Genomic DNA, 19,429 nt, shown 5'->3' with positions numbered 1-19,429 from the left:
AGCAGGGCGCGTCGGAACTACAGAGTAGGCGCTTGTGAAGAGGTGCACAAATCGCGATCTTGAAAGCTCGCGACGCGCCTCCACCTGCCCCTCCATTCCAACAAGATCGATAGACGGAGCTCCCTCGGCGCCGCGTGGCGATTATTGCTCAATCCCGACTTCTCTGACCAATCGCGCGCGCCCGGTAGCGCTGTGTCACCGTCGGGGAGAGGCGCGTCTCACGTCCGGCAGGGGTGCCACCGCCGGCTCAGGTAGGGAGAACCCCACCCCGGAGAGGCCCGCGCACGGGATGGGTCGGGCCGTCCCCGGCCCATAGCCTCGGAGCATGACCGCCGTACCGCTGGGCGCCGCGCCCACCCCCACCACACCCGTCCGGGGCCTCGTCCGCCAGCTCCTGCGCGACTCCGGCTACGTGCTCTTCGGCCTCCCGCTGGCGCTGGTCGGCTTCGTCCTGGCCGTGGCCGGGATCTCACTCACCGCCGGGCTGCTGGTCACCACGCTCGGCCTGCCGGTCCTCGCCGGCACCCTGTACGCGGCCCGGGGGCTCGCCGACCTGGAACGGCTGCGGCTGCCCGCCGTGCTGCGCCAGCCCCAGGTCCGCCCGATCTACCTGGCCCCCGAGCGGGGCGCGGGCTTCTGGCGGCGGGTCCTGACCCCGATGCGCGACCCGCAGTCCTGGCTCGACCTGCTGCACGCCTTCGTCCGGCTGCTGGTGACCCTGCCCACCTTCGTGGTGGTGCTCGTCTGGTGGGCGCTGGCCGCCGCCGGCACGCTCTACGCCGCGTACGACTGGGCGATCCCGCGCGGCCCCGGCGACCAGGACCTGAGCCAGCTGCTCGGGATGGGCGACGGGAGCGGTGCGCGGGTCGCCCTGAACACCGCGATCGGGCTGTTCGCCCTGTTCACCCTGCCCCTGGTGGCCAGGGCCTGCGCCCGGATCCAGGCCGCCCTGGCGTACTCGCTGCTCACCGGGGTGGCCGAGATGCGGCAGCGGATCACCACGCTGGAGGAGCAGAAGCGGGCCGCCGCGTCCGCCGAGGCGTCCGCCCTGCGCCGGCTGGAGCGGGACATCCACGACGGCCCGCAGCAGCGCCTGGTCCGCCTCGCCATGGACCTCAGCCGGGCCCGCCAGCAGCTCGCCGCCGACCCCGAGGCGGCCCGCCGGACCCTGGACGAGGCGGTCAGCCAGACCCGGGACACCCTCGACGAGCTGCGCGCCCTCTCCCGGGGCATCGCCCCGCCGATCCTGGTCGACCGGGGCCTGCCCAGCGCGCTGGCCGCGCTCGCCGCCCGTGCCCTGGTCCCCACCGAACTGGTGGTCGACGACGAGCTGGGCACCGCCGACGGGCGGCTCGACCCGGGGCTGGAGAGCACCGCGTACTTCGTGGTGGCCGAGGCGCTGACCAACGTCTCCAAGCACAGCCGGGCAGCCGCCTGCCGGGTCGAGGTGACCCGGAAGGTCGGCCGGCTGGAGATCACCGTCGCCGACGACGGGATCGGCGGCGCACACCTGGCCAAGGGGCACGGGCTGAGCGGCATCGCCGACCGGGTCCGGGCCGCCGGGGGGACCCTGGAGGTGGCCAGCCCGAACGGCGGGCCGACCCGGATCCACGCGGAACTCCCCCGGTGACGCCGGACGGCCGTCATCCGGCCGCCGCGGCGCCCGGTGGCGCTCCGGACCGGAACGAGGCCGCGCTGTGGGTCCAGGACGTGGTAGACACCGGACCCATGCGGATAGTGATCGCGGACGACGCCGTACTGCTCCGGGAGGGGCTGGTCCGGTTGCTCACCGAGTCGGGGCACGAGGTGGTAGCCGCCGTCGGCGACGGGGACGCCCTGGTCGAGGCGGTGGTGGCGCACCGGCCGGACGTCTCGGTGGTGGACGTGCGGATGCCGCCGTCGCACACCGACGAGGGGCTGCGGGCGGCCGTGGAGGCGCGCCGGCGGGTGCCGCGTACGCCGGTCCTGGTGCTCTCCCAGTACGTCGAGGTGTCGTACGCCGACGACCTGCTCGCCACCACCGGCGGCGGGGCCGGCGGGGGCGGGATCGGCTACCTGCTCAAGGACCGGGTGGCCGCGATCGACGAGTTCCTGGACGCGCTGGCCCGGGTCGCGGCCGGCGGCACGGTGCTCGACCCGGAGGTGATCAGCCAGCTGCTGGTCCGGCGCCGCCGGAACGACCCGCTGGCCGAGCTGACCCCCCGCGAACGCGAGGTGCTCGCTCTCATGGCCGAGGGCCGCTCCAACACCGCCATCGCCCGTGCCCTGGTGGTCAGCGACGGCGCCGTCGAGAAGCACGTCCGCAACATCTTCACCAAGCTCGACCTGCCCCCCGACGCCACCAACCACCACCGCCGGGTGCTGGCCGTCCTCACCCACCTCCGGGCCTGAGCCACCGGGCGTCGGTCAGCACTCCCGGGCGAGGGCGACGGCCTGGGTGAGGGTGTCGGCGACCGGGTGGGCGGAGGTGCGGAGGCGGGCGGGGTCGGAGAGGCCACCGGTGTAGAGGACGCAGGCGGCCCCCACCGAGGCCGCGGCGTCGGCGTCGTCCAGGGAGTCGCCGATCAGCACCACCTCACGGCCGTCGAGGCCCAGCTCGGCGAGGTGCTTCTCCAGCCACTCCGCCTTCGGGCCGCCGCCGACCGCGGCGCGCAGCCCGTCCACCCGGGTGAAGTGCGGGGTCAGCCCGTACGTGTGCACCGTGGGCACCAGCTCGTCGTGGAACCACATGGACAGCAGCGACTGGCTGCCCGGCCAGGCGGCGATCGCGGCGGTGGCGTCGGCGGCCAGCGCGCAGCTGGTCAACCCGGCCCGGTACGCCTCGTGGAAGATCCGGTCGAGCCGGCCGAACGCCTCGTCGTCGATCGCCTGGCCGAGCATCTCCGCGTAGTAGTCGGCGATCGGGCGGCGGAACCGGACCCGGTGCTCGTCGGCGGTGACCACCGGACCGCCGGCGCTGGCGAAGGCGACGTTGGTGGCTCGCACCACCAGGTCGAGGTCGTCGAGGAGGGTTCCGTTCCAGTCCCACACCAGGTGGCGGCGCGCAGCGGTCATCGCTGCACTGTAAGGGGCGCTCAGAGCTGCGGGGTGGTGAGGTCCCGCAGCAGCCGCTCCTCCTCGACCCGCCAGTAGCCGTGCTCCTTGCCGTCGAGCAGCACCACCGGCAGCCGGTCGCCGTACTCGCGTTCCAGCTCCAGGTCGCCCGTCACGTCCTTCTCGATCCAGCGGTCGCCGGTCACCGCCACCACCCGGTCGAGCGCCGCCTTCGCGTCCTCGCAGAGGTGGCAGTCGGGCCGGGTGATCAGGGTGAGCCGGGCGTCACTGGACATCGGATACCTCCGTGCGGATCTCGATCGGCGGCGCGGGCGCGGGCACCGGGGGCGCCGCGGGGCGGAGCTCGGTCTTGCGTACCTTGCCGATCGCCGAGTGGGGCAGGTCGTCGACGAACTCGACGGCGGTCGGGCACTTGAACCGGGCCAGGTTACGCGCGCAGTGGCCGAGCAGCTCCTCCGCCGTCACCGTCGAGCCGGCCGCCCGCACCACGTACGCCCGGACAGTCTCGCCGGTCCGCGGGTGCGGCATACCCAGGACGGCCGACTCGGCCACCCCGGGGTGCGCCTGGAGCACCAGCTCCACCTCGTGCGGGTAGACGTTGAAGCCGTTGACCAGGATCAGCTCGCCGAGCCGGTCGACCAGGAAGAGATCACCGTCGGAGTCGGCGTACGCCACGTCGCCCGTGGGCCACCAGCCGTCCGGGTCCGGGCCGCCGCGCCCGTCCGGCCAGTAGCCGTCGAAGAGGTTGTCGCCGCGCACCACGATCTGCCCCGGGTCGGTGCCCGTCGGGTCGTCGGAGAGGTGCAGCTCGTCGGCGTCCTCCTCGGCCGTGGGCACCCCGTCGCGCCACAGCTCCGCGCCGTCCGACCCGACCAGGCGCAGCTCGACGCCGGGCAGCGGGCGGCCGATGGAGCCCGGCTTCGGCTCGCCCCCGACCAGGGTGGAGGTGAGCACCGGGGCGGTCTCGGTGAGCCCGTACCCGACGTGCACCGGGTGCCCGGTGACCTCGGTGAAGCGCGCCCCGACGGCCGGCGGCAGCGGCGCGGCACCGCACACCGCGACCCGCACCGAATCCAGCGCCGCGGGGTGGTCGCCCGCCGCGTCGGCCCAGGCCAGGAACATCGACGGTACGCCCACCAGCACGCTGACCCGGTGCCGGGCGATCTCGTCGAGCGCCCCGGTCGGGCCCGGCTCGTCGACCAGCACCCCGGTCGCGCCGTGGTGCACCACGGCCCCGAGCCCGGAGTTCAACCCGTACGCGTGGAAGAGCGGCAGGGCGAGCAGCACGGTGTCGTCGGGGCCGACCACCGGCGGATCGATCCGGTCGACCTGGGCGTGGTTGGCGGCCAGGGCCCGGTGCGACAGCATCGCCCCCTTGGGCCGGCCCTCGGTGCCGGAGGTGTAGAGCAGGACGGCGAGGTCGTCCCCGCCCCGGGCCGGAAAGCCAAACGCCCCGTCACCGTCGGCGACCGGCGGGGTGGTGTGCACCGCGGTGAGCGCGGGCAGGTCGCCGGTGGGCGCCCGGTCGACCACCGGGGCCGCGCCGACCAGCACGGCGGCCCCGGAGTCGGCGAGCACGTGCCGTAGCTCCCGGGCGGTGAAGCCCGGGTTGACCGGCACCGCCACGAGGCAGGCGCGGAGCACGGCCAGGTAGGTGACCACGAAGTCCGGGGTGTTGCCGAAGGCGATCGCCACCCGGGGCGGATGGCCGTCCGGAGCGGACGGCGGCACCGCCGCGGCCAGCGCGCGGGCGGTGGCGGTCACCGAGGCGTCCAGAGCGGACCAGGTCAGCGTCCGGTCGCGCCAGTGCAGCGCGGGACGGTCACCGTCGACGGCGGCCGTCCGGTGGAGCCGGTCGGCGAGGTTCGGCGCGGAGCTGTGGGCTGCGTCCTGCACGGTGGCTGAGTCTGGCACAGCCGCGTCCGCCCGGCCACGCCCCAACGCCGGGCCCGCCGCGTGGCGGGCAAACGGCCGGCCGCATCGGACACGCCGGACCCCGGTCCCCCCGGCGGGACTGTCCACCCCGCCAGGAAGGATTCCCGAACGTGGGAAGGGGCCCTCCACCGGTCGGCCGCCGGGGTCGCCCGGGCAGCCGGAACCGCCCCGGCCGGGCCGCCACCGCGACACGCCGAGGGCGCAACAAAATTGGCTCCGACCAGGACTTTCCACTCCGGACCAGGTAGCGACGCGAAAGTCAACCGCACACGACGGACAAGGGGTCCGCCATTTGTGCGACGGGACCGGAAATACTTCCGCTCTGTGTAACGGACTTGCCACGCGCGGGTGACGTTGGCCCTATCATCACTCGGGTCGGCTCACCCCATTTGCCGTGAGTCGACACCCCTCAGCCCGAGGAGGCCCCCGTGCCTGTGAGCGCATTGGACCAGCACCTCAAGGAGACGTGCCGCCCGTCGGCACGTCCCGGAACGGCCGCACGCGGCCGGGGCGTACCCGGTCCCGCCGTGACGCCCCGGCGGCCGGTGCGGCCGTGCCCCGCCTGGATCGGGGAGGCGCGGTGACCACCTTCGGTTACGCGGACCGGCCGGCCGGAGTGACCGGCCCGACCCAGCGAACACCCGTCAACGAACGCCTGGAGCCCGCTCCACGGGCGGCCGCCGACGGAATGCGCGGCCTCGCGGTACGCGGCGAGGGGCGGCGGGTCCGCAACCGCACACACCACAACGAGGCGCCGCCGCGCCCCGCGACGCCCGGGGGCAACGCGAAGCCCGCCGCCGGCCGGCTCGGCGCCCCGTCCCGGCCCACCATGCCGGCCCAGGGCCGGCGCGGTGAGGCGACGGCGAACAGCGAGCCCTCAGCCGCCGAGACCGCCGTGCTGCCCGCGGTGACCGCCGCCGACACGGCGGTGCTGCCGGCCGTCCCGGCGACCGCCGCACCGGCCACCGGCTTCCCGAGCCGCCCCGACCCGTCCGACCCGGCCACCGAGGTCTGGGCACTGGTCGAGCGGGCGCAGGCCGGCGAGGCCGAGGCGTTCGGCCTGATCTACGACCGGTACGTCGACACCGTCTTCCGGTTCGTCTACTTCCGGGTCGGCAACCGCCAGCTCGCCGAGGACCTCACCTCCGACACGTTCCTCCGGGCGCTCAAGCGGATCGGCAGCTTCACCTGGCAGGGCCGCGACCTCGGCGCCTGGCTGGTCACCATCGCCCGCAACCTGGTCGCCGACCACTTCAAGTCCGGCCGCTACCGGCTGGAGGTGACCACCGGCGACGTGCTCGACGCCGACCGGGAGGACCGGGGGCCCGAGGGCAGCCCGGAGGCGGCGGTGGTCGAGCACATCACCAACGTCGCCCTGCTCACCGCCGTGAAGCAGCTCAACCCGGAGCAGCAGGAGTGCATCGTGCTCCGCTTCCTCCAGGGCTTCTCGGTGGCCGAGACGGCCCGCGCCATGGGCAAGAACGAGGGCGCCATCAAGGCGTTGCAGTACCGGGCGGTCCGGGCCCTGGCCCGGCTGCTGCCGGACGGTTTCCAGCCCTGATCCGACCCGTTCCCTCCCGCCCGGCGAGCCCCCGGGCGCGGACCAGCGCACCCTCCGAAGCCCGTGACGGCGATCACTCTTGGTGATTTCGCCACCGACCGGGCCGTAACCGGCTACCGGCGCGAACCGTTTCTCCGGGTGCGACCAGTGGTTGTCCCGGCGTCCCCCGGGCCACCCGGTCCGGTGGGTCAGGTCGGCCGTCCCGGTCGACATCGGCCACACGCTGCCACCGGTCGCTGGTGACGACGACGGCCAGAGCGGCCGTGACCAGCGAGAGGGGGTGCCTGCGGTGGACAGCGACCTCTTCTCCCGTCGGCGTGCCGAGCGCTTCGCGCAACTCCTCGACGAGGCCAACGGCGGCCGGCGGCACCACGTCCGTTCCCGGTCCGACGACGAACTCGCGGCGCTCGTCGCGGTGAGCCGGCGGCTCACCGCCGACCGGCCCGACGTCGAGGTGGACGGCGAATTCCGCACCGGACTGCGGGCGATGCTCGTCGCCACGGCCGAGCGCGAGGGCGTGGGTGCCCCGGCGAAGACCGGCACCGGCGTCCGGGGTTCCCTGCTGCCGGCGATGACCGGGCGACGGGCCCGGGCCCGGGGCGCGATCCTGGTCGGCGTGGCCGCCGGCGCGATCGCCCTCTCCGGCATCTCCGCCGCCAGCGAGAACGCGGTGCCCGGCGACGCCCTCTACGGCATGAAGCGCTCGACCGAGCGCGCCCAGCTCGCCCTGGCCAGCTCCGACATCAGCCGGGGCCAGCTCTTCCTCGACTTCGCCCGGACCCGGCTCGACGAGGCCGCCACGGTCCGCGACGACCGGCTCGGCTTCAGCGCCGTGCTCGACGACATGGACGCCGACACCCGGCAGGGCGTACGCCTGTTGACCACGGTGGCCGCGCAGCGCTCCGACCCCGCGGCGCTGGACGCCGTCGACACGTTCCTCGGCGGCCAGCGCCGGGCGGTCAGCGGGCTGCTCGACCGGTCGGACCACGCCGACCGGGACCGCACCCGCCGCTCGCTCGCCCTGCTCGACGCGGCCGGCCGGCGCGCCGACGCGCTCCGCGAGGCGATCGCCTGCGGGCTGCCGGCCCCGGCGGCCAGCGACGCGCTCGGGCCCGCCCCGACCACCTGCCCCGGCGACCGCTGAACCCGCCCGGAACAGCCGTTCACGCCACACTTCTCCCGCCGGACATCCGCCCGTCACACGATGCCGGATAGGCTCGGTACGGAGGGCGTACGCGGTCGTCGAGGGGAGGTCGTCGTGACCCGGAGCCGGAAGGTGACGGTCAGCACCGACGTCCACGGGCACACCGCCGGCTGGTCGGAGACCCCGGAGGCACCCCCGGCCACCCCCACCCCCGACCCGACGGCCGCCGCGTTCTTCGACGTCGACAACACGATGATGCAGGGCGCGTCGATCTACTGGTTCGCCCGCGGGCTGGCCGCCCGCAAGTACTTCACCACCGGTGACCTGGCCCGGTTCGCCTGGCAGCAGGCGAAGTTCCGGCTGCTCGCCACCGAGCACGCCGGGGACATGTCGCAGGCGAAGGAGGCGGCGCTCGCCTTCGTGCAGGGCTGGCGGGTGGACGACGTCGAACGCCTCACCGAGGAGATCTTCGACGAGCTGATGGCCCCGCGCATCTGGGCCGGCACCCGCAAGCTGGCCCAGCGCCACCTCGACGCGGGCGAGCGGGTCTGGCTGGTCAGCGCGGCCCCGGTGGAGATCGGCCGGGTGATCGCGACCCGGCTCGGCCTGACCGGGGCGATCGGCACGGTGGCCGAGGTGGTCGACGGGGCGTACACCGGCCGGCTCGTCGGCGACCTCATGCACGGCCCGGCCAAGGCCGAGGCGATCACCCAGCTCGCCGCGGTGGAGGGGCTGGAGCTGAGCCGCTGCGCGGCGTACAGCGACTCGGCCAACGACCTGCCGATGCTCTCCACCGTGGGGCGCCCCGTGGCGATCAACCCGGATCCCGCGCTGCTCCGGCAGGCCCGCGAGCGGGGCTGGGACGTCCGCGACTTCCGCACCGGCCGGCGGGCCGCGAAGATCGCCGTGCCGTCCACGGCCGCCGCCGGGCTGGTCGCCGGCGCCGTCACCGCCGGGCTGGCCCTGCACCGCCGCCGCCAGCGCGTCGACTGACGCGCGGCCCGCGCGTCAGGGGCCGAACGGGTCCGGCCGGCGTTCGAGCAGCCGGTGCAGAGTCTGCTGGATGGTCTCCCGCACCTGGTCGGCGAGGTTGAACACGACCAGCGGATCGTCGGCCGAGTCGCGCAGGTGCGCGGTCGGGATCGGCGGGCAGAACTCGATCAGCCACTTGCTCGGCAGCGGCACCATGCCCAGCGGCCCCAGCCAGGGGAAGGTCGGCGTGACCGGGAAGTATGGCAGCTTGAGCAGCCGGGCCAGCGGCTTGATGTCGGCGAGCATCGGGTAGATCTCCTCGCCGCCGACGATCGCCACGGGCACGATCGGCGTGCCGGTCCGCAGCGCCGCCGAGACGAAGCCGCCCCGCCCGAAGCGCTGGAGCTTGTAGCGGTCCGAGTAGAGCTTGCCGACCCCCTTGAAGCCCTCCGGGAAGACGCCGACCAGCTCGCCGTTGCCGAGCAGCCGCTCCGCGTCGGGGTTGCAGGCCACCGTGCCGCCGGTCTTGCGGGCGATCTCGGAGACCACCGGCATCCGGAAGACCAGGTCGGCGCCGAGCAGTCGCAGGTAGCGGCGCGCCGGGTGCCGGTCGTGCAGCGCGGTCGAGAGCACCAGCGCGTCCAGCGCCACGGTGCCGGAGTGGTTCCCGACCACGAGGCCGGCCCCCTCGGCGGGCACGTGCTCGACGCCGCTGACCTCGGTGCGGAACCAGTCCCGGTAGAGCAGCCGGACCAGCGGGTGGAAGACGGCGTCGGTCAGGTCCGGATCGAAGCCGAACTCGTCCACCTCGTAGTCGCCGGCCAGCCGCCGCCGCAGGAAGGCCAGCCCCTTGGCGACCTTCCGGTCCCAGTGGTCCCCCGGCCGGTCCGCCACCGCGGGTCCGGGCGGGGTCGCGTCGCCCGCCCCGCCTCCGCCGGGCTCGTCCGTCGGCTTCTCCGCCACGGCCTTCCTGGCCACGGCCTTCCTGGCCACGGCCTTCTTCGCGACGGTCTTCTTGGCGACGGTCCTCTTCGGGGCGACGTCGCCCGGCGCGCCCGTCCGCGGGGCCGGCGCCGGCTCGTCGGCGGAGGTGTCGGGCTCGTCGGGGGCCGCCGGCGCCGCCTTCATCGCCGGCTCGGCGGCGGCCGCCGCGGCCCGTCGGTGTCCGTTGCGCCGCGCCGGCTCGGCGTCCGGCCCGGGCACGGTCAGCGGTACGTCGTACCGCGCCTCGTTCCGCTCCTCGCCGGCGCTCACGAGCGCTCCCGCACGGCGGCCCGGACCTGCCGGATGCCCTCCAGCACCAGCTGCTCGGCCGTGGCGAGGTGGTCCCGGGTCACCACGACACCGCCGTGGTGGGCGCGGATGAAGTCGTCGAACGCGGCCGCGGTCGAGCGGGGCGTGAAGCCGTACTCGCGCTCCAGTCTGGTGGTGTCCACCACCCGACCGTGCACGATGAGGTCGACCTGGTCCAATCCGTAGCGGCCGAAGCCCATGCTGCGGGCGATCGCGGCCACCCCGGCGAGGCCCGGCTCCAGCACCGGCAAGGCCACCCGGCCGGCCCGGCGGATGGCCTGCGACAGCGAGAGCACCCCCGGCCCGGCCACGTTGTAGGTACCGGCGTGCTCCTCGGCGACCGACCGGTGCAGCACCTCCAGGGCGTCGTCGAAGTGGACGAACTGCAGGCGCGGGTCACGGCCGAAGACGGTGGGCACCACCGGCTGGGAGAAGTACCGGGTGAGCGTGGTGTCGGCGGTCGAGCCGATGAACGGCGCGAAGCGCAGCACGGTCGCGGTGACGTCGGGCCGGCGGCGGCGGAACCCGCGGACGTACCCCTCGATGTCGAGGATGTCGCGGCCGAAACCGCCGCGCGGCACCTCGCGCGGCTCGGTCTCCTCGGTGAAGACGGCCGGATCGCGGAACGACACCCCGTACGCGGCGGTCGACGAGCGGACCACGAGCTTGCGCAGCCGGGGCGCCCGCTGGCAGGCGGCGAGGAGCTGCATGGTGCCGATGACGTTCTGTTCCTTCATCGCCGATCGGCCGCCCTGCTGCGGATCGGGGGCGGTGACCAGCGCCAGGTGCACCACGGCGTCGACGTCGAGGTCGACCAGGAGGCCGCCGAGCGAGTCGAGGTCGAGGCGGACCCGCTCGACCCCGGAGAGCAGGTCGGCGAGCTCCGGGTTGGGGGTGGCCGGGTCGACCCCGATGACGCGTTCGATGCGGGGGTCGGCGGCGAGCCGGGCGGCGACGTGCGCGCCGAGGTAGCGGCCGACCCCGGTCACGACGACGACCCCCGGAGCACCTGAGGTGCCGCCGGGGGTCATGTCGTGCGCCTCGGCCGGCAGGCGGGATCGAGCCGGGACGTCCACGGCCTGATCACCTGAGCCTCCGAGGGTCGGCAGGTGGCAAGTGGTGCCGGGTGCCGGGCCGCAGCCCGGCCCCGGTCACTTGCCGAGACGACGACGCTGGACGCGGGTCTTGCGCAGCAGCTTGCGGTGCTTCTTCTTAGCCATGCGCTTGCGGCGCTTCTTGACCACCGAGCCCATACGACAGCCTTTCGATGCAACGTGCGGGGCGGACCGGGAGACACCACGGGAAGTGGCGTCGGTGACCGCTTGCGGACAACGGACCGGACCAGCGTGGTGGGCAGGGCACACCCGGGTGCGGTCACGGTCGGGGTCCAGGGTAGCCGGAGTGCGTCAGCAGGACCAACGCGCCCCCGTCGATGCCCGTTACGTCGCACTCGCCGGCCTGGCCGGGCGACGTGTCAGGCGGTTTCCTGGAACGCGCCCCGGAGGTATTCGTGCACGGCGTGCTCGGGCACCCGGAACGACCGGCCGACCCGTACCGCGGTCAGCTCACCGCTGTGCACGAGACGGTAGACCGTCATCTTGGACACCCGCATGACCGTCGCCACCTCGGCGACGGTCAGGAACCTGACATCCGACAGTCGAGCGTCGGACTGCGACCCGGCCATGGCTCACCGACCCATTCCCATGCCCGGCGCGTGCCGCCGAGCAGGTTGCTTCCCGCCACGACGAGCGACGCGCGTGTTACCAGTACGGTAGCGGGGCGGCTGTGACCGGCGCGATCCCTTCCTCCTTTTGATCATGGACGGGTGCCCGTTCGCCCCGCGTTGAGCTGGCGTTTTTCGCCCGGACGGGTGGCCTGTCCCGTTCACGGGAGCCCGCCCCGCCGCCGGTACGTCACTCGGCGCGCAACGCCACCACGGGGTCGAGCCGGCCGGCGCGCTGGGCGGGCACCACCCCGAAGACGATGCCGACCGCGGCCGAGACGCCGAAGGCGAGCGCCAGCGACCACCAGGTGATCGCCGCCGGGATCGGCGAGACCGCGTCGACCAGCAGCGCGGTGCCCACCCCGAGCGCCATCCCGGTCAGCCCGCCGATCGAGGTGAGCAGCACCGCCTCCAGCAGGAACTGCACGCCGATGTCCCGGGGCCGCGCGCCGACCGCCTTGCGCAGGCCGATCTCGCGGGTCCGTTCGCGTACCGAGACCAGCATGATGTTGGAGACGCCCACGCCGCCGACCAGCAGCGAGATGCCGGCGATGGCGGCCAGCACCCCGGTGAGCACACCGAGGATGTCGCCGAGCACGCCGAGGATCTGCTGCTGGGTGACCGCGCTGAACTCGGTGTCCGGGTGCCGGCGGGACAGCTCGGCGACGATCCGCTCACCGAGCTGGTCGATCCGCTCCCGGTCGGGCGCCTTGACCGCGATGCCGTCGATCCGCTGGGTCCCCCAGAGCCGCTGCGCGGCGGTCACCGGGATGTGCACCTCGTCGTCCCGGTCGACGCCGAGGCTCTGCCCGAGCGGGTTGAAGACGCCGATCACCCGGAACCGGACCCCGGCCAGGGTGACCTGCTGGCCGAGCGGGTCCCGGTCGGGGAAGAGCGCCCGGGCCACGGACGCGCCGAGCACCGCCACCCGGCGGCTGGTGTCCACGTCGGCCCCGGTCAGGTAGCGGCCGCGGGCCAGCGAGCGGGTGAAGACCGTCGGGGTGGTCTCCAGGACCCCCTGCACCGTGGTGAAGTCGGACCGGGCGCCGGCCCGCGCGGTCGCCCCGGAGGCGATGGTGACGGCCACCCGGCCGGGGTCGCCGACCACCCGGGAGACAGCGTCCACGTCCTTGAGGTCCAGCGGCGACACCACCGGGGCGGTGCCCACGTCGAGCTTGCCCGGCACCACCAGGAGCAGGTTCGAGCCGAGCCCCTCCACCTGCTGTTCGACCTTCTGCTTGGTGCCGGTGCCGATGGCGACCAGGAGCACCACCGAGGCAACCCCGATGATCACCCCGAGCATGGTCAGCGCGCTGCGCATCCGGTTGGCCCGCAGCGCGTCCAGCGCCACCCGCCAGGCTTCGGCCACCCTCATCCGGCACCTCCGGGCGCGGCCTGCGCGCCGGTCCCGCCGGTGCGCGGAAGGCGTCCGGTGGCTCCGGTGGCGCCACCGGAGCCACCGGACGGGTGCCCCGGGCCGCTTCCGGACGCGGACCGGGGCTCCGCGCTGGGAGCGGTGTCCAGTGTCTCAGGTCGGCCGTCGCCACCCGACAGCGGTCGATCATGAACGGTGTCGGAGCGGATCAGCCCGTCCCGGACGGCGATCCGCCGGCGGGCCCGGACCGCCACCTCCGGGTCGTGGGTCACCATGACCAGCGCCACCCCGGACTCGGCGTTCAGCCGTTCCAGCAGCTCCAGCACCGCCTCGCCGGTGGCGCTGTCCAGGTTGCCGGTGGGCTCGTCGGCGAGCAGCACCGCCGGGTCGGTGACCAGGGCCCGCGCGATCGCCACGCGCTGCTGCTCGCCGCCGGAGAGCTGGTTGGGGCGGTGGGTCAGCCGGTGTCCCAGCCCGACCCGGCCGAGCATCGCCGCCGCGCGTTCCCGCCGCTGCCGCGCACCGACGCCCCGGTAGACCAGGGGCAGGGCCACGTTGTCCACGGCGGACGTGCGCGGCAGCAGGTGGAACGCCTGGAAGACGAAGCCGATGGTCTCGTTGCGCAGCGTCGCCAGCTCCGGCGCGGTCAGGGTGGCCACGTCCCGGCCGCCGATCACCAGCCGGCCGCCGGTCGGCCGGTCCAGCCCGCCGAGCAGGTGCATGAGGGTGGACTTGCCCGAGCCGGAGGGCCCGATCACCGCCACGTACTCGCCCTGCGCGATGGTGAGCGACACCCCGCGCAGCGCGGGCACCGACACCCCGTCCAGCTCGTACGTGCGGGACACGTCGACCGCCTCGATCGCGGCGACGGTCACCGGAGTTCCTGGCCGTCGTGGACCTGGTCGGCACCGCGTACCACGACGCGGTCGCCGGCGCGCACCCCGCTGACGATCTGCACCAGGTCCTGCCCCTGCACGCCCACGGTCACCGGCACCCGGTCGGCCTTCCCGTCCCGCAGCACCCAGACGGCGTCCCGCCCGTCGGCGGAGAAGACCGCCGAGGCGGGTACGGCCACCGCGTCCGCCGCCTCGCGGACCCGGAGACGGACCACGGCGTTCATGCCGGGGCGGGGCGCCGGGGCGGCCTCCCCCTCGCCGAGCCGCCCGGCGCCGAGGCTGAGCCGGACCCGGTAGGTGACCCCGCCCCGCGCCGAGCTGGTCGGCAGCACGTCCACCGAGCGGACCGTGGCGTCGTACGTCGCACCGGTCACCGCGTCCAGCTCGACCGTGGCGGTCACCCCGGCCCGGACCAGCAGCACATCCGTCTCGTCCACCTCGGCGAGCAGGCCGAGCTGCCCGGTGTCCACCACGGTCAGCACCGGCGTGCCCGCGGTCACCCGGCCACCGGCCGGCACCGCGTCGTCCACCCCCGCCGGCGGGCCGCCCTGCCCGGCCGCGCCGAGGGCCGACGGGTCGAGGCCGGGCGCGGCACCGCCGGCCGCACCGAGCAGCCCGCTGAGGTCGGTCGGGGTGGCCGCCCGGGTCCCGCCCGGCTGCACCACGCCGGGAATCGGGGCGCGCAGGGTCAGCGCGTCGACCGTCGCCTTCGCCAGGTCGTACGCCTGCTGGGCTTGGAGGCGCTGCGCGGTCGACAGCGCGCCGACGGCGCTGTTCAGGCCGGCCACCCCGCGCTGCACGGCGCTGACCGCCCGGTCGGCGGCGCGGGCGGCCGACGCGTACTGCCGCTGCGCCGACTCGACCTGGAGCAGCAGCGCGGCCCGCAGCTGCGGGTCGCCGATCTTCCCGGCGGCCTTGCGAGCGGCGGCGAACGCCTCGTCGGCGGCCCGGTCGGTGTCCCGCCGGCGGCCACCCAGGTCGCCGGTGCCGACGCCCCGGCCCGCCCGCTTCGCGGCCCGGAGCGCCTCGCGGGCCTGCTTCAGCCGGTCCTGGGCGGACGGCGAGTCGATCACCGCGAGCACCTGCCCCCGGGTTACCCGCTGTCCGGGCTGGACGCGCAGGCTGGCCAGGGTGCCGTCGGCGGGGGCGGTGAGGGTCGCGGCAGCCCGGGCGGTCACCGTGGCCGGCGCGTCGATCACCTCGGCCACCGGGGATCGGCCCACCTCGGCCACGGTGACCGCGGGCGCGTCGTCGCCGCACGAGGCGGCGGTGGTGCCGGTCAGCGCGACCACGGCGAGGACGGCGGTGACGAGGCGGGGGCGGCGGGCCGCGGGCAGCCGCGGCGAGGGGGTGCGGGCCACCCGGCCCATGCTACGACCCGTCGACGAGCGTCGACGCCTCAGCCGGCGACCGCGCGCAGGTAGGCGACGCAGTCGTCGTGCAGCCCCGGCCAGGGCTCGCCGAACACCTCGTCGGCGGCCTCGTCCATCGACCGGCGCTCGTGCACCACGGCCCGGAAGAAGTCCAGCACCCGCTGCTCCCCGAACCGGTCGACCAGGTGGCGCACGGCCAGGTAACCGATGCCGTAGGCGCCGCCCACCCGGTCGTCGGCCGCGTCGTCGGCCGGGGCCAGCGCGTCGAGCCGGCCGCCCCACCCGCCCCGGACCAGCTTGCGCGCCTCGGCGAGGCCCTCGTAGCGGTCCACCGGCTGGCCGTCGGCGCCCGCGTACTCGGCCAGCCCCTCCACCAGCCACCAGCTCGACCGGTCCGCGTAGCCCCGGTCGGGCAGCGACGCGGCGTGGGTCAGCTCGTGCCGGAGCAGGTCGTCGACGCCGGTCGGGGTCAGGCTCTGCGCGTTCAGCACGACGTCGTGGTGCCCGCCGCCGACGCCGACCGCGTACCCGGCGGTCCACTTCGGCCGGCCGCCGCCGTACCAGCGCTGCCACTCGGCCCGCCCCGCGTAGTAGACCAGGTAGCGGTCCGGCGGCGGCGCGGCCACCGCGTACAGGTCGGCGACCCTGGCGGCGGCCTCGGCCTGGGCGAGCAGGCCGGGCAGCCGGCCCCGCAGCGCCGGCGTGGTCGCGACCACGGCCCGCTTCCCGACCGCCACGGCCAGGTCGCTCACCTCCCAGGGCCGCGCACCGGCCGGCGTCGCCCGGGACTCCTCGACGGCGGTCAGCAGAGGTTCGGCCTCCCCCGCCACCCGCCACCGGGTGCCCAGCTCGACGCTGCTCGGCGTGCAGCCCGGCACCACGAAGCAGTAGCCGACGGTCACCGTCAGCCGCCACTCCCCCGGCCGCCGGTCGACCGCCTCCGGCACCCCGTCCGCCACCGGCCGCCAAGCGGTGACCCGGAGCGCGCGCAGCGCCGCGTACCGCCGGGTGAGCGCGGGTCGGGCGGCGGGTTCGGCGACGGCGAGGAAGCCGGCCCGGTCACCGTTGAGCAGCGCGGCGGCCTGCCGGTCGAGCCGGGCCGCCATCCGCTCGCCGAGGCGCCGCTCGGCCGCCGTGCCCCGGTCGTCCCGGCCCGCCGCCGGCCGTCCGGCCGCGTCGCGCACCAGCCCCAGCAGGAGTACGCCGGGAACCCCGCACGCCACCAGCACGAGCACCAGCCCCAGCACGGTCCACAACCGCCACCGCCGCCGCGTCGGGGGCTGCGGCGGCGGGCCCCCAGCGGCAACGATCGGGGGTACGCCGGGAGCGGTGGGCAGGTGACCCGCCGGGCCGGACTGCGGCCCGGGCTTCGGAGCGGCGTCCTCGGCACCGGCGAGCGCGCGCTGGACTGCTGTCCCGTCGCCCCTGACTTCGTCGTCGCCCCTGGCGGGACCGTCGTCGGCCGGAGCGGAGTCGTTGGGCGCGTCGTAGTCCCCGGCGGGACCCTCGCTCCTGGCGCGATCGTCGTCGGCTGGGCCGAGGCCGTTGGCGTAGTCGTCCGTGGGTGCCGGGGCACCGGTCGGCGCGGCTGCCGGGCCGGGGGCGCCGGTGCTGGCAGCGGCCGGTTGGCCGGCCGGACCGTCACCGCCCTGCGGAACGGTGGCCGGCTGCTCGTCGCCGCTCGCCGCCAGGCCGGCGGGCCGCTCGTCACCGTCGGTCACCGGCGAAGGGTACGACCAATCGGGCGATCCGGGAAGAGTCCCCTCGTCGCGTCGCGGGATCTGGTCCTCGCCCGACTCCACCTCGGCGGACCAGACCACGTGCACACCGCCACCCCGGCGAGATCTTGGTAGGAAACGGCCCCTACCGGGGCCGAAATCGTCCAAGATCCAGGGCGAGGCAAGGTGCCCGCGGCTGGAGTCCGCCTCGGGGTTAGATCTTTTCGCCGGAGAGGGTGAGCAGGGTCTTGTCGAGCGCCCAGAGAGCCACCAGCACCGCGCCGGGCACCGGCCGGCCGGCCAGGGCGAGCAGCAGGCCGCCGGTGAGGAAGCAGGCGGCCTGCACGCCCAGCTTGCCCGGCGCGGGCAGCGTCACGGTGGCGCGGGGCGAGCAGAAGAGCCCCCAGACCACGGCGATCGCCAGCGGGGCGCCGAGACCGGCGAGCAGCCGTACGGGCCAGCCGGCGTCGAGGGTGAATCCCCACCATCCGGCGGCCGCGAGCATGGCCAACTCCAGCAGGAAGATGAGCGTGAGCAGGGCGGCCTTCACCGGGACCTCCAGTTGCGGTATGCGGTGTCCAGCGCGGCCACCATCTCGTCGAAGGAACGGTCGATGTCCCGGGGCAGCCCGAACCCGCCGGCCGCCTCGAGGGTGATGAACCCGTGCACCGCCGCCCGGAACATCCTGGTGGCGTCGACGGCCGCGTCGCCGGCGAGGTCGTAACCGCGCAGGATCGCGTAGATCGCGCCGACGGCCCGCTCGGCGGCGGCCAGGTGCTCGGGGTCGTCGGGGTCGGGCGCCCGCTGGGTGGCCGGGTAGCGGCCGGGGTGCCGGCGGGCGTACTCCCGGAAGGCGGTGGCGGTGGCGCGCAGCGCGTCGCCGCCGGCCCGGCCCGCGGCGGCGGTGGTCAGCTCGGTGGCGATCTCGGCGGTGGCGAGCACGGCCAGCTTCTGGTGCAGCGCGTCCACGCCCCGGACGTGCTTGTAGAGGCTGGGCAGCGCGACTCCGAGCCGGGCGGCGAGCGCGGCCAGGGTGAGCCGGTCGTGGCCGACCTCGTCGGCGAGCACGGCCGCCTCGCGGACCACGGTCTGCGGGGTCAGGCCGGCCCTAGGCACCGGAGGTCACCGCCAGGAACTCGACCAGGTCGGCGGCGGTGGCGTCGGGCTGGTCGGCGTGCGGGTAGTGGCCGGAGTCGGCGATCATGCGGGCCTCGGCGGTGGCGAAGAGCCGGCGGGCGGCGCGCGCCTCGGCGCCCGGGTCCGGGAAGTCCGGGTCCTTCGTGCCCATGAGCACCAGCACCGGCTGCCGCACCTCCCGGGCCCGCTCCCTCCAGTGCGGGTCGACCGGCGCGACCACGCCGCGCACCGCGGCCATCCGGCCACGCAGCTTGGCGACCATCTCCTTCCGGTACGCGGCGTCGTCGGCGGGCCGCCCGCAGGGGAACAGCGTGCGGTGGAACATGCCGAACAGCCGCGGGCTGCGCAGCACGACCGCCTGGGCCGCCCGCAGCACCGGGTTGGGGTTCGGCGGGGCGACGAACGGGCTGACCTGCACGATGCCGTTGACCAGGGCGGGGGCGTCGGCGGCGGCGAAGACCACGGCGGCGGCGCTGGACGAGCTGCCGACCAGGGTGGCCGGGCCGCCGCCGAGCGCCCGGACCACGGCGAGCAGGTCGCCGCCGACCTCGGCCGGGGCGTAGGTGGACCAGCGCGGGCTGGAGTCCCCGTGCCCGCGCACATCCACCGAGGCGACCCGGTAGCCGGCCGTCACCAGCCGGGGCACCAGGTGGCGGAAGGCCGCCCGGTTCTCTCCCATGCCGTGCGAGAGGACCACGAGCGGTCCCTCCCCGTGCACCTCGTACGCGATGGTTCCGCCGTCCCGCGCCACCTGGCTAATCGTCATAGCCATAAAGCTAACCCCCTTAGCTTTCGCCGTCAAGAGTTGACCTCAAGTCGAGTGGAGGTCGGAGGATCTCGCACATGCCGCTCTCCGCAGACACCCACGTACGCCTCGCCCGTCCCAGCCGCGACCTGGCCGCCGCCGAACGGTTCTGGGCCGACGGCCTGGGCCTGGACGTGCTCTACCGGGGCGCCGCCGACGGGCCCGGCGAGCACGACCTCGTGATGCTCGGCTGGCCGGGCGCGAGCTGGCACCTCGAACTGGTCGGCGGCGCGCACCTGAGCGTCGCGCCGCGCCCCACCGCGGAGGACCTGTTCGTGCTCTATCTCGACGGGCCGGTCGACGACGACCTGGCCGACCGACTGGAACGGGCCGGCGGGACCAGGGTCTCCGCCGGCCCGTACTGGGACCGCTGGGGGGTGACGTTCGCCGATCCGGACGGCTACCGGTTGGTGCTCTGCACCCGGACCTGGTCGAACGACTGA

General features: G+C 75.2%; 20 protein-coding genes. 6 read left to right on the top strand and 14 right to left on the bottom strand.

What is annotated here, in order from left to right:
* The first annotated feature begins 325 nt into the window (after positions 1–325).
* On the top strand, positions 326–1,630 hold the full coding sequence (locus IEY96_RS14290) for a sensor histidine kinase (RefSeq protein ID WP_189195328.1): 1,305 nt from the start codon (positions 326–328) through the stop codon (positions 1,628–1,630).
* Positions 1,631–1,728: 98 nt separating this feature from the next.
* Complete coding sequence (locus IEY96_RS14285) at positions 1,729–2,391, top strand: response regulator (protein ID WP_189195327.1); 663 nt, start codon at positions 1,729–1,731, stop codon at positions 2,389–2,391.
* Positions 2,392–2,406: 15 nt separating this feature from the next.
* Here IEY96_RS14285 and IEY96_RS14280 read toward each other — a convergent pair whose 3' ends face one another.
* Genes IEY96_RS14280 through IEY96_RS14270 form a run of 3 tightly spaced genes read right to left on the bottom strand, consistent with a single transcriptional unit; the run spans position 2,407 to position 4,950 of the window.
* Positions 2,407–3,054: an HAD family hydrolase gene (locus IEY96_RS14280; protein ID WP_189195326.1), complete on the bottom strand. Its 648-nt coding sequence runs from the start codon at positions 3,052–3,054 to the stop codon at positions 2,407–2,409.
* Between the two features lie 20 nt (positions 3,055–3,074).
* Positions 3,075–3,329 (bottom strand): glutaredoxin family protein, encoded by a 255-nt coding sequence (locus IEY96_RS14275; RefSeq protein WP_189195325.1) that lies wholly within the window; start codon positions 3,327–3,329, stop codon positions 3,075–3,077.
* Positions 3,319–4,950, bottom strand: a complete 1,632-nt coding sequence (locus IEY96_RS14270) for an AMP-binding protein (RefSeq protein WP_189195324.1) — start codon at positions 4,948–4,950, stop codon at positions 3,319–3,321. The genes IEY96_RS14275 and IEY96_RS14270 overlap by 11 nt, the downstream gene beginning before the upstream one ends.
* A gap of 619 nt (positions 4,951–5,569) precedes the next feature.
* Between IEY96_RS14270 and IEY96_RS14265 the strand changes: the two genes are divergently transcribed.
* The 3 genes from IEY96_RS14265 (at position 5,570) to IEY96_RS14255 (ending at position 8,687) form a co-directional block, all read left to right on the top strand.
* On the top strand, positions 5,570–6,550 hold the full coding sequence (locus tag IEY96_RS14265) for an ECF subfamily RNA polymerase sigma factor, BldN family (RefSeq protein ID WP_189195323.1): 981 nt from the start codon (positions 5,570–5,572) through the stop codon (positions 6,548–6,550).
* Between the two features lie 289 nt (positions 6,551–6,839).
* Positions 6,840–7,694, top strand: coding sequence for a DUF5667 domain-containing protein (locus IEY96_RS14260; RefSeq protein WP_189195322.1), 855 nt, complete (start codon positions 6,840–6,842; stop codon positions 7,692–7,694).
* Between the two features lie 60 nt (positions 7,695–7,754).
* Positions 7,755–8,687, top strand: a complete 933-nt coding sequence (locus IEY96_RS14255; RefSeq protein WP_308429913.1) for an HAD family hydrolase — start codon at positions 7,755–7,757, stop codon at positions 8,685–8,687.
* Between the two features lie 15 nt (positions 8,688–8,702).
* Here the strand turns inward: IEY96_RS14255 and IEY96_RS14250 are convergent, their stop codons facing one another.
* From IEY96_RS14250 to IEY96_RS14200, 11 genes are all read right to left on the bottom strand, one after another.
* Complete coding sequence (locus tag IEY96_RS14250) at positions 8,703–9,560, bottom strand: lysophospholipid acyltransferase family protein (protein ID WP_189195723.1); 858 nt, start codon at positions 9,558–9,560, stop codon at positions 8,703–8,705.
* Between the two features lie 356 nt (positions 9,561–9,916).
* Positions 9,917–10,990, bottom strand: a complete 1,074-nt coding sequence (locus IEY96_RS14245) for an NAD-dependent epimerase/dehydratase family protein (RefSeq protein WP_189195722.1) — start codon at positions 10,988–10,990, stop codon at positions 9,917–9,919.
* A gap of 120 nt (positions 10,991–11,110) precedes the next feature.
* Positions 11,111–11,212 carry a 30S ribosomal protein bS22 gene (locus IEY96_RS14240; RefSeq protein ID WP_007465623.1) on the bottom strand — a complete coding sequence of 34 codons (102 nt, stop codon included), beginning with the start codon at positions 11,210–11,212 and terminating at the stop codon, positions 11,111–11,113.
* 221 nt (positions 11,213–11,433) lie between these two features.
* Entirely contained in the window at positions 11,434–11,643 is a 210-nt protein-coding gene (locus IEY96_RS14235; protein WP_046564428.1) for a helix-turn-helix domain-containing protein, read from the bottom strand.
* Positions 11,644–11,872: 229 nt separating this feature from the next.
* Complete coding sequence (locus IEY96_RS14230) at positions 11,873–13,057, bottom strand: ABC transporter permease (protein WP_189195320.1); 1,185 nt, start codon at positions 13,055–13,057, stop codon at positions 11,873–11,875.
* Positions 13,054–13,932 carry an ABC transporter ATP-binding protein gene (locus IEY96_RS14225; RefSeq protein WP_189195319.1) on the bottom strand — a complete coding sequence of 293 codons (879 nt, stop codon included), beginning with the start codon at positions 13,930–13,932 and terminating at the stop codon, positions 13,054–13,056. The genes IEY96_RS14230 and IEY96_RS14225 overlap by 4 nt, the downstream gene beginning before the upstream one ends.
* Positions 13,929–15,323, bottom strand: a complete 1,395-nt coding sequence (locus IEY96_RS14220) for an efflux RND transporter periplasmic adaptor subunit (protein WP_189195318.1) — start codon at positions 15,321–15,323, stop codon at positions 13,929–13,931. Before IEY96_RS14220 ends, IEY96_RS14225 begins: the two co-directional genes overlap by 4 nt.
* 29 nt (positions 15,324–15,352) lie before the next feature.
* Positions 15,353–17,047: a hypothetical protein gene (locus IEY96_RS14215; protein ID WP_229791600.1), complete on the bottom strand. Its 1,695-nt coding sequence runs from the start codon at positions 17,045–17,047 to the stop codon at positions 15,353–15,355.
* A 211-nt stretch (positions 17,048–17,258) separates the two neighbouring features.
* Positions 17,259–17,594 (bottom strand): YrdB family protein, encoded by a 336-nt coding sequence (locus IEY96_RS14210; protein ID WP_189195317.1) that lies wholly within the window; start codon positions 17,592–17,594, stop codon positions 17,259–17,261.
* Positions 17,591–18,160 (bottom strand): TetR-like C-terminal domain-containing protein, encoded by a 570-nt coding sequence (locus IEY96_RS14205; protein WP_189195316.1) that lies wholly within the window; start codon positions 18,158–18,160, stop codon positions 17,591–17,593. The genes IEY96_RS14210 and IEY96_RS14205 overlap by 4 nt, the downstream gene beginning before the upstream one ends.
* The gene (locus tag IEY96_RS14200; protein WP_189195315.1) at positions 18,153–18,947 is read right to left on the bottom strand and encodes an alpha/beta fold hydrolase; all 795 of its coding nucleotides are present in this window, start codon (positions 18,945–18,947) and stop codon (positions 18,153–18,155) included. The genes IEY96_RS14205 and IEY96_RS14200 overlap by 8 nt, the downstream gene beginning before the upstream one ends.
* A gap of 77 nt (positions 18,948–19,024) precedes the next feature.
* On the opposite strand from IEY96_RS14200, the gene IEY96_RS14195 reads away from it, so the two are divergent.
* A complete protein-coding gene (locus IEY96_RS14195) occupies positions 19,025–19,429 on the top strand; it encodes a VOC family protein (RefSeq protein ID WP_189195314.1) in 405 nt (134 codons plus the stop codon).

Origin of the sequence: Micromonospora fulviviridis (genome assembly GCF_014648395.1) — a bacterium.
GTDB classification, from domain to species: Bacteria; Actinomycetota; Actinomycetes; order Mycobacteriales; family Micromonosporaceae; genus Micromonospora; species Micromonospora fulviviridis.
The sequence above is the reverse complement of the archived record's forward strand: the minus strand, read 5'-3'. Positions and strand labels throughout refer to the sequence as shown.

Excerpts from the sequence above, each read along its gene's own strand:
- IEY96_RS14245 (WP_189195722.1), bottom strand. The coding sequence starts at position 10,990 with ATGACCCCCGGCGGCACCTCAGGTGCTCCGGGGGTCGTCGTCGTGACC.
- IEY96_RS14220 (WP_189195318.1), bottom strand. The coding sequence starts at position 15,323 with ATGGGCCGGGTGGCCCGCACCCCCTCGCCGCGGCTGCCCGCGGCCCGC.
- IEY96_RS14280 (WP_189195326.1), bottom strand. The coding sequence starts at position 3,054 with ATGACCGCTGCGCGCCGCCACCTGGTGTGGGACTGGAACGGAACCCTC.
- IEY96_RS14195 (WP_189195314.1), top strand. The coding sequence starts at position 19,025 with ATGCCGCTCTCCGCAGACACCCACGTACGCCTCGCCCGTCCCAGCCGC.
- IEY96_RS14200 (WP_189195315.1), bottom strand. The coding sequence starts at position 18,947 with ATGACGATTAGCCAGGTGGCGCGGGACGGCGGAACCATCGCGTACGAG.
- IEY96_RS14240 (WP_007465623.1), bottom strand. The coding sequence starts at position 11,212 with ATGGGCTCGGTGGTCAAGAAGCGCCGCAAGCGCATGGCTAAGAAGAAG.
- IEY96_RS14285 (WP_189195327.1), top strand. The coding sequence starts at position 1,729 with ATGCGGATAGTGATCGCGGACGACGCCGTACTGCTCCGGGAGGGGCTG.
- IEY96_RS14235 (WP_046564428.1), bottom strand. The coding sequence starts at position 11,643 with ATGGCCGGGTCGCAGTCCGACGCTCGACTGTCGGATGTCAGGTTCCTG.
- IEY96_RS14290 (WP_189195328.1), top strand. The coding sequence starts at position 326 with ATGACCGCCGTACCGCTGGGCGCCGCGCCCACCCCCACCACACCCGTC.
- IEY96_RS14230 (WP_189195320.1), bottom strand. The coding sequence starts at position 13,057 with ATGAGGGTGGCCGAAGCCTGGCGGGTGGCGCTGGACGCGCTGCGGGCC.
- IEY96_RS14255 (WP_308429913.1), top strand. The coding sequence starts at position 7,755 with ATGCCGGATAGGCTCGGTACGGAGGGCGTACGCGGTCGTCGAGGGGAG.
- IEY96_RS14275 (WP_189195325.1), bottom strand. The coding sequence starts at position 3,329 with ATGTCCAGTGACGCCCGGCTCACCCTGATCACCCGGCCCGACTGCCAC.